Raw genomic sequence first — 6012 nt, 5'->3', positions numbered from 1 at the left:
CTTCGGTCAGGATCGGCGTGTAGCTGACCTGCAGGGGTTTGAGCAGCGGCACGTGCCCGTTAAGAAAGTCCGGGGATCCATAAAGAAGCAGCACATGGGCCAACAGGGATACGGTGAGCGTCAGCCCGAAAATCCGTCCCTGGATCATGAAAGCCCCCATCTGCCGAGCAGAGTCAGGGCCAGCACAATCCCGCCGGCAATAAAGACTCCTGCGGTGATGGCCCAAAAGGCAACCCCTTTCCGGATGCGGAACAGAGAAGCCGCCACCGCGCCTGTGTAGGCCCCGGTCATGGGCAAGGGAATCGCCACAAGGAGTATCAGGCCCAGGACTTCGTACTTCCGGACCATTTCAGCCCGGCGGTCTGTGCGGTCATAGAGCCAGTCTACCCAGCGCCGGCCCAGTTTGTAGCGTGAAAGCCTGTTGCAGACGGGCTCCAGGAGCCAGAGCAGGGGCAAAACCGGCAGAAGATTCCCGGCAATCGAGACCCAGAAAACGGAGCTTGCGGATTGATGGAAGGCCAGAATTCCGCAGGGAATGGAGCCGCGCAGCTCGCTGATGGGCATTGCTGCCAGGAGAAAGACTGCTCCCAGACCCTCAAGGCCTCGTGCAACCAGGGCTTGGTAAAGCTCATTGATGCCCATTGGATCCGGCCTTTACGGGGTTCTGCTGAGCCGCCACAACAGGCGGAACCAGCGTAAGGTATCTATCACTGGATTGATTTCACTCTTGGAGCCGGCGTAAATGCTCCTTACCGGGACCGAGGCAATGATCCAGCCCTTGCGGGCTATTCGCATCAGGAGCTCGGAGTCTGAATCATAGCGGAGGTAGTTCAGGCGGATCTTCTCCAGGACCTTGCGTTTGACAAGACGGTACCCGCACTGGCTGTCCGGCAGATTCTGCCCGCACATGCGGGAGAGCACCCAGGACATGAACCGGTTGGTCCACAGGCGGATCAAAGGCATGCCTGCGGGATTTGCCAGTCTGTTGCCCAAAACGAGCTGCACCTGCTCTTCTTGTGCTGCCTCGATAAAACGTCCAATTTCTGCGGGGTCATGCTGCCCATCCCCGTCCAAAATCAGGGCAGCCTCGAAATTGCGCTCCAAAGCCCAATCAAACCCGACTTGGATGGCCGCTCCTTTCCCTTGGTTGGAATCAAGGATTATGACCTCAGCCCCGGCATGTCGCGCGGCCTTTGCTGTGTCATCCTTGGAACCGTCATCAATGACAAGCGCGGGATATCCGGTCGCTTGAACACGCGCGACCAAGTCCCCGATGTGCCGGCCTTCATTGTAAGCGGGAATCAACACCCCAGCGTTCATTCGTTACTCCCAGAAGCGGTGAAAGATACACCACTGTGCAGGATCCTGGCGCACGACCTTTTCCAAGACACTGGCGTAATCCTGAATGACCCGCCGCACTTCCCCATCCGCGTCTGATTTGGGCGGGGCTATCTCCGGGTGCACTTGAATACAGAAGCCGCCTGAGTCCTGTCTCAAAACAAAAGCCGGGACAAGGGCTGCGCCGGTGTGGGCGCTCAGCCAGGCCGGGCCGCGCGGCAGAAGCAGTTTCTTGCCGAAGAGCTCGATTTCAATTCCTTCCGCAGGATTGAAGTTGCGGTCGCCCAAGATGGCCAACAGTTTGTTCTCCTTCAAGGCTTTAAGACTCCGGCGCAGGGCAAATCCAAACGGGATAACCTCGATTCCGTGTCTCTGGCGTTGCTGGATGAAAAAATTGTTGACGCGAGGGTTCTTATGATTGAGGGCGATAGCGGCGGTGGGGTAGCCCATCAGCGCGAGGGCCATGCCTCCGATCTCCCAGTTTCCGATGTGGGCTGAAAGAATCATAGCGCCGCGTTTGCGGGCCAAGGCCGCTTCAAGAATCTCCGGCTTGCTGATACTCACCTTCTCCTTAACACTTTCCAAGCTCAGGGAACCTGCCCGAAGAAAGTCCACGAGGTACATTCCAAAGTTTCGGAACACACCCCGGGCCATTTCGTCGATTTCTTTGGGCCCGGCCTCCGGGCAAATGATACGCAAATTTTCGCGCACGCGCGTGCGATCCGGTATGGCCACACGGAAGCGTCTGTCCCCTATCCAGCACGCTAGGGCGTATGCCTTATCCAGAGAGAGTCTGGAGGCCAATGCTTGGCCGAACTTGTAGATGAGAAGACTGCTTTTGAACACGAAAATGAATCAGGCTGTGCTTCTCAACGGAACACCGGCCCCGTTGGAGAGTCTTAACAACAAAGAAGCTGAATCGACGGCTGCATTTGGTTTTCCCAATTTAAAGGCGGCATCCCGCATGCGCTTCATACGCTCATGATCCCCGAAAAGTTCTTCAATGGCTCGCAGGGCCTGCACATGATCGTCGGCTTTAACCGCGACACCCGCATCCAAAAGCACCCGGGTATTGTTATTCTCCTGTCCGGGTATGGGCTTGAGAATGACCATAGGCAGCGCTTTAGCCAATGCTTCGGAGGTGGTGAGGCCTCCCGGCTTTGTCACGATCAAGGATGCAATGTTCATAAATAGATCTACATCGTGGCTGTAATGCAAAATGCGGGCGGGATCATCGGGATTCCCCTGGTTTTGAACCAGGGCGTCGTAGAGTTTGGCATTGGTTCCGGCAAGGACCACGGGCTGGATGGGCAAGCGGCTGTTGCGGATGCCGTCCAGCAGTTCCTGAATGGGGCCGTAACCTCCGCCTCCGCCCATAATCAGAACCACAGGACGCGCCGGGTCGAGGCCAAGACGCCTGGCAATAGTCTCTTTGTCGTGCAGCTCGCCGAATTTCGGGTCAATGGGAATGCCGCTCACATGGATTTTTTCATCCGGGACCTGGAGTTGGAGCAAACGTTGGCGCGAGCGCTCACAGCCGACCACATAGGCGTTGACTTGCGGATGTGGCCAGTAATTGTGGGGCATGAGGTCTGTGAGCACTCCGACCAAGGGAGTGTTGAGTTTGAGCTGGGTTTTGATATCCGCAACCATTCCGCAGGGAAAGGCTTGGGTGCAGGCCATGACATCGGGCTCGAAGTCTCGAATCAGACGGATCAGGCGTTTGGAATTCCATTTGTGCACCCAGGAGCGGAGCAGCTTGGTGTTTCGGATGATCCACGGGTTGTCGTACATATAATCCCAAACCTCGGGCCGGGTTTTGATGACCTGCATATAAGTCCCGTTGACCATGCGTTCGAGAATGGGGTTTACATAGTGGAAGGCGTTGAGATTCAGAATATCCAGCGTGGGATCGAAACGCCGCAAGCCATACTCCATGGCGCGCGCGGCACACTGGTGCCCGGAGCTAACCGAAATATACATCAGGAGGATACGCAGCTTGCGCCCGCCTATCACAAGTTCAGTCCGGGCAGGCTCGCCGCTATGGATTACTGTGGCTTGTGTCATCTAGGGCCCCACATCCAGTTTCAGGAATCCTTCGATTCTCTGCAGAGCAATTTTTAGCCGGTCTTCGGGAGAAACAAGGGCAAACCGGACATAGCCCTCACCATACTCGCCGAAGCCCGTGCCCGGCGCGACAGCAACACCGGCTTCCTTGATAAGAAGTGCCGCGAACTCCATTGAGGTTAGCCCACGATACTTTTCAGGAATATGTGCCCAAACATAGAAGGTTGCTTTGGGCTTGTCCACCTGCCATCCGATACGGTTCAGCCCGTCCACAAAGAGATCCCGGCGCTTTTTATAAATTTCCACATTCTTTCGCACACAATCCTGGGGACCTGTCAAAGCCTTGGCAGCTGCCAGTTGAACAGCCCGGAAATTTCCGAAGTCTATGTAGGATTTTGTCTTTGCAAGTCCGTTGAGAATTTTGGAATTTCCGACAACATAGCCGATGCGCCAGCCCGCCATATTGTAGGATTTGGACATGGTATGAAATTCCACAATAGGTAATTTGTCCACGCCCTTAACCTGCATGATACTCGGCGCTTTGTAGCCGTCGAACACAATGTCTGAATAAGCCGCGTCATGGCCGATGATAATGTCCTTATCCTTAGCCCATCGCACGACTTTCTCAAAGAATTCCAGGTCTACCGTGGCAGCGGTTGGGTTGTGGGGATAGCTCAGAAAAAGGAGTTTGGAACGCCGGACCACTTCGTGGGGAATATCGTTGAGGTTCAGCTGAAAACCGCTTTCGCGGGAAAGAGGCACGTTATAAAGAATTCCGCCGGCAAGAATCACGCCGTTAAAATGCACGGGATAAGCCGGATTTGCAACCAAGCCGATATCGTCCGGGTTCAGAAAGGCAAGGCTCAGGTGAGCAATCCCTTCTTTGGATCCTATCAAGGGCACAACCTCGGTGTCGGGGTTGAGATTCACACCAAAGCGGTCGTTGTAGTAGTGCGCGATGGCTGAGTCCAGCTTCTTTTCCACATCATCCCCGGGCCGTGAATAGCGATGGTTCTCGCTATCCTTGGCTGCTTGGATAAGGGCATCCACAATATGTTTGGGGGTGGGCAAATCGGGATTACCCATGCCCAAGTCAATGACATCGACTCCCTGGGCCCGGGCTTGCCGTTTAAGACCGTCAATAATAGTAAAGAGATAGAGAGGCAGCCGCTTAAGGCGGTTGGCCTCATGGATATCGGGTGTATGCTTTTTGCTCTTGGCCATTATTTGCTTTCTTCTTCGAGTAATTCGATGTGGGCGATGGTCTGCCCCACGCGTATTTCTTCGCCTTCTTCAAAAAAGACTTCGCGCAAAATTCCCGTTGCGCTTGCCGGAATGCTGAAGGTTGCTTTATCCGTGGCCATCTCGACCAAGTCAACTCCTAAGGTGACAAAGTCCCCTTCCTCATAACACCAATAGGACACTGTGGCGTCCACAATCCCCTCGCCAATATCCGGCATGATTACAGGAACGATTTTTGCTTCTTTCATCGATTTTGTGCCTTAGCTGTTGCCAATACGTTGATTTCTTCGATGATGGCGTCCGCCATTTCTTGAGTTCCCACCGCGCTTGGGTCATCGCGCCGGAGCTTAAAGTCGTAGGTCACTTTATCGCCCCGGGCAATGACTGTGGCAATGGCCTTTTCCAGGGTCTGAGCCGCGTCTTGTTCGCCCAGGTGTGAGAGCATCTGCACGGCCGACAAAATCGTAGCCGTGGGATTGACCTTGTTCTGTCCGGCATACTTGGGCGCGGAGCCGTGTGTGGGCTCAAAAAGGGCCCCGTTTTGGCCGATATTTCCGCCCGGAGCCACACCCAGACCGCCGATTAAGCCTGCGGCCAAATCGGAAACAATATCGCCGTACAGGTTTGGCAGCACGAGTACATCATATTCCTCAGGCCGCTGAACCAACTGCATGCACATGTTGTCGACAATGCGGTCATCTGCCTGGACTTTACCTGCGTACTCCTTGGCGACTTCCTCGAAGGTGTGCAGGAAAAGTCCGTCTGTGGCTTTCATGATATTTGCTTTATGCACGGCAGTGACCTTTTTCCGCCCCCAGCGAATGGCGTACTCAAAGGCATAACGGATGACGCGTTCGGATCCGAACGGAGAAATGGGTTTAATAGAGATGGCGCTTTTGTCGAAAATGTTTTTGTCCGTGGCCTTCCGCGCGTAATCAATGATGAAGTCCGCTTCTTCCGAACCGCTTTCAAATTCGATCCCCGCGTACAGATCTTCGGTGTTCTCGCGCACAATGACTAAATCAATATTCTCAAAACGGGAGCGCACGCCTTCGTAAGACTTGCACGGGCGCACGCAAGCATAGAGATCCAGGCTCTTGCGCAACTGCACGTTGACTGAGCGAAAGCCTTTGCCCACGGGTGTGGTGATGGGGCCCTTGAGGGCAACCTTGTTTTTGCGGATGGATTCCAGGGTTTCTTCAGGCAAGGGGGTGCCGTATTTTTCCATGGCCTTATCCCCGGCCGGGCACTCTTCCCAGATTATCCTGACTCCGGTGGCATCCACGCAGCGTTGCGCTGCCAGCGCAACTTCCGGCCCGATTCCGTCGCCGGGCAATAAACTCACTTTGTAAGTCACTTCGTCCT

The 6012-nt window shown here is 54.8% G+C and carries 7 protein-coding genes; all 7 read right to left on the bottom strand.

Annotation, left to right across the window (positions count from 1 at the left end):
• Positions 1–144: 144 nt before the first annotated feature.
• Positions 145–642 (bottom strand): small multi-drug export protein, encoded by a 498-nt coding sequence (locus tag JW937_09630; protein MBN1587667.1) that lies wholly within the window; start codon positions 640–642, stop codon positions 145–147.
• Positions 643–654: 12 nt separating this feature from the next.
• Positions 655–1320: a glycosyltransferase family 2 protein gene (locus tag JW937_09625; protein ID MBN1587666.1), complete on the bottom strand. Its 666-nt coding sequence runs from the start codon at positions 1318–1320 to the stop codon at positions 655–657.
• A gap of 3 nt (positions 1321–1323) precedes the next feature.
• Complete coding sequence (locus tag JW937_09620; GenBank protein MBN1587665.1) at positions 1324–2073, bottom strand: lysophospholipid acyltransferase family protein; 750 nt, start codon at positions 2071–2073, stop codon at positions 1324–1326.
• Between the two features lie 120 nt (positions 2074–2193).
• Positions 2194–3405: a hypothetical protein gene (locus JW937_09615; GenBank protein ID MBN1587664.1), complete on the bottom strand. Its 1212-nt coding sequence runs from the start codon at positions 3403–3405 to the stop codon at positions 2194–2196.
• A complete protein-coding gene (locus tag JW937_09610) occupies positions 3406–4629 on the bottom strand; it encodes an LL-diaminopimelate aminotransferase (protein ID MBN1587663.1) in 1224 nt (407 codons plus the stop codon).
• Entirely contained in the window at positions 4629–4895 is a 267-nt protein-coding gene (locus tag JW937_09605; GenBank protein ID MBN1587662.1) for a lipoyl domain-containing protein, read from the bottom strand. The genes JW937_09610 and JW937_09605 overlap by 1 nt, the downstream gene beginning before the upstream one ends.
• On the bottom strand, positions 4892–6004 hold the full coding sequence (locus tag JW937_09600; GenBank protein ID MBN1587661.1) for an isocitrate/isopropylmalate dehydrogenase family protein: 1113 nt from the start codon (positions 6002–6004) through the stop codon (positions 4892–4894). The genes JW937_09605 and JW937_09600 overlap by 4 nt, the downstream gene beginning before the upstream one ends.
• Positions 6005–6012 lie beyond the last annotated feature (8 nt).

Source organism: Candidatus Omnitrophota bacterium (assembly GCA_016929445.1).
Taxonomy (GTDB): domain Bacteria; phylum Omnitrophota; class Gorgyraeia; order JAFGIU01; family JAFGIU01; genus JAFGIU01.
This window is presented reverse-complemented; position numbering and strand designations above follow the sequence as displayed.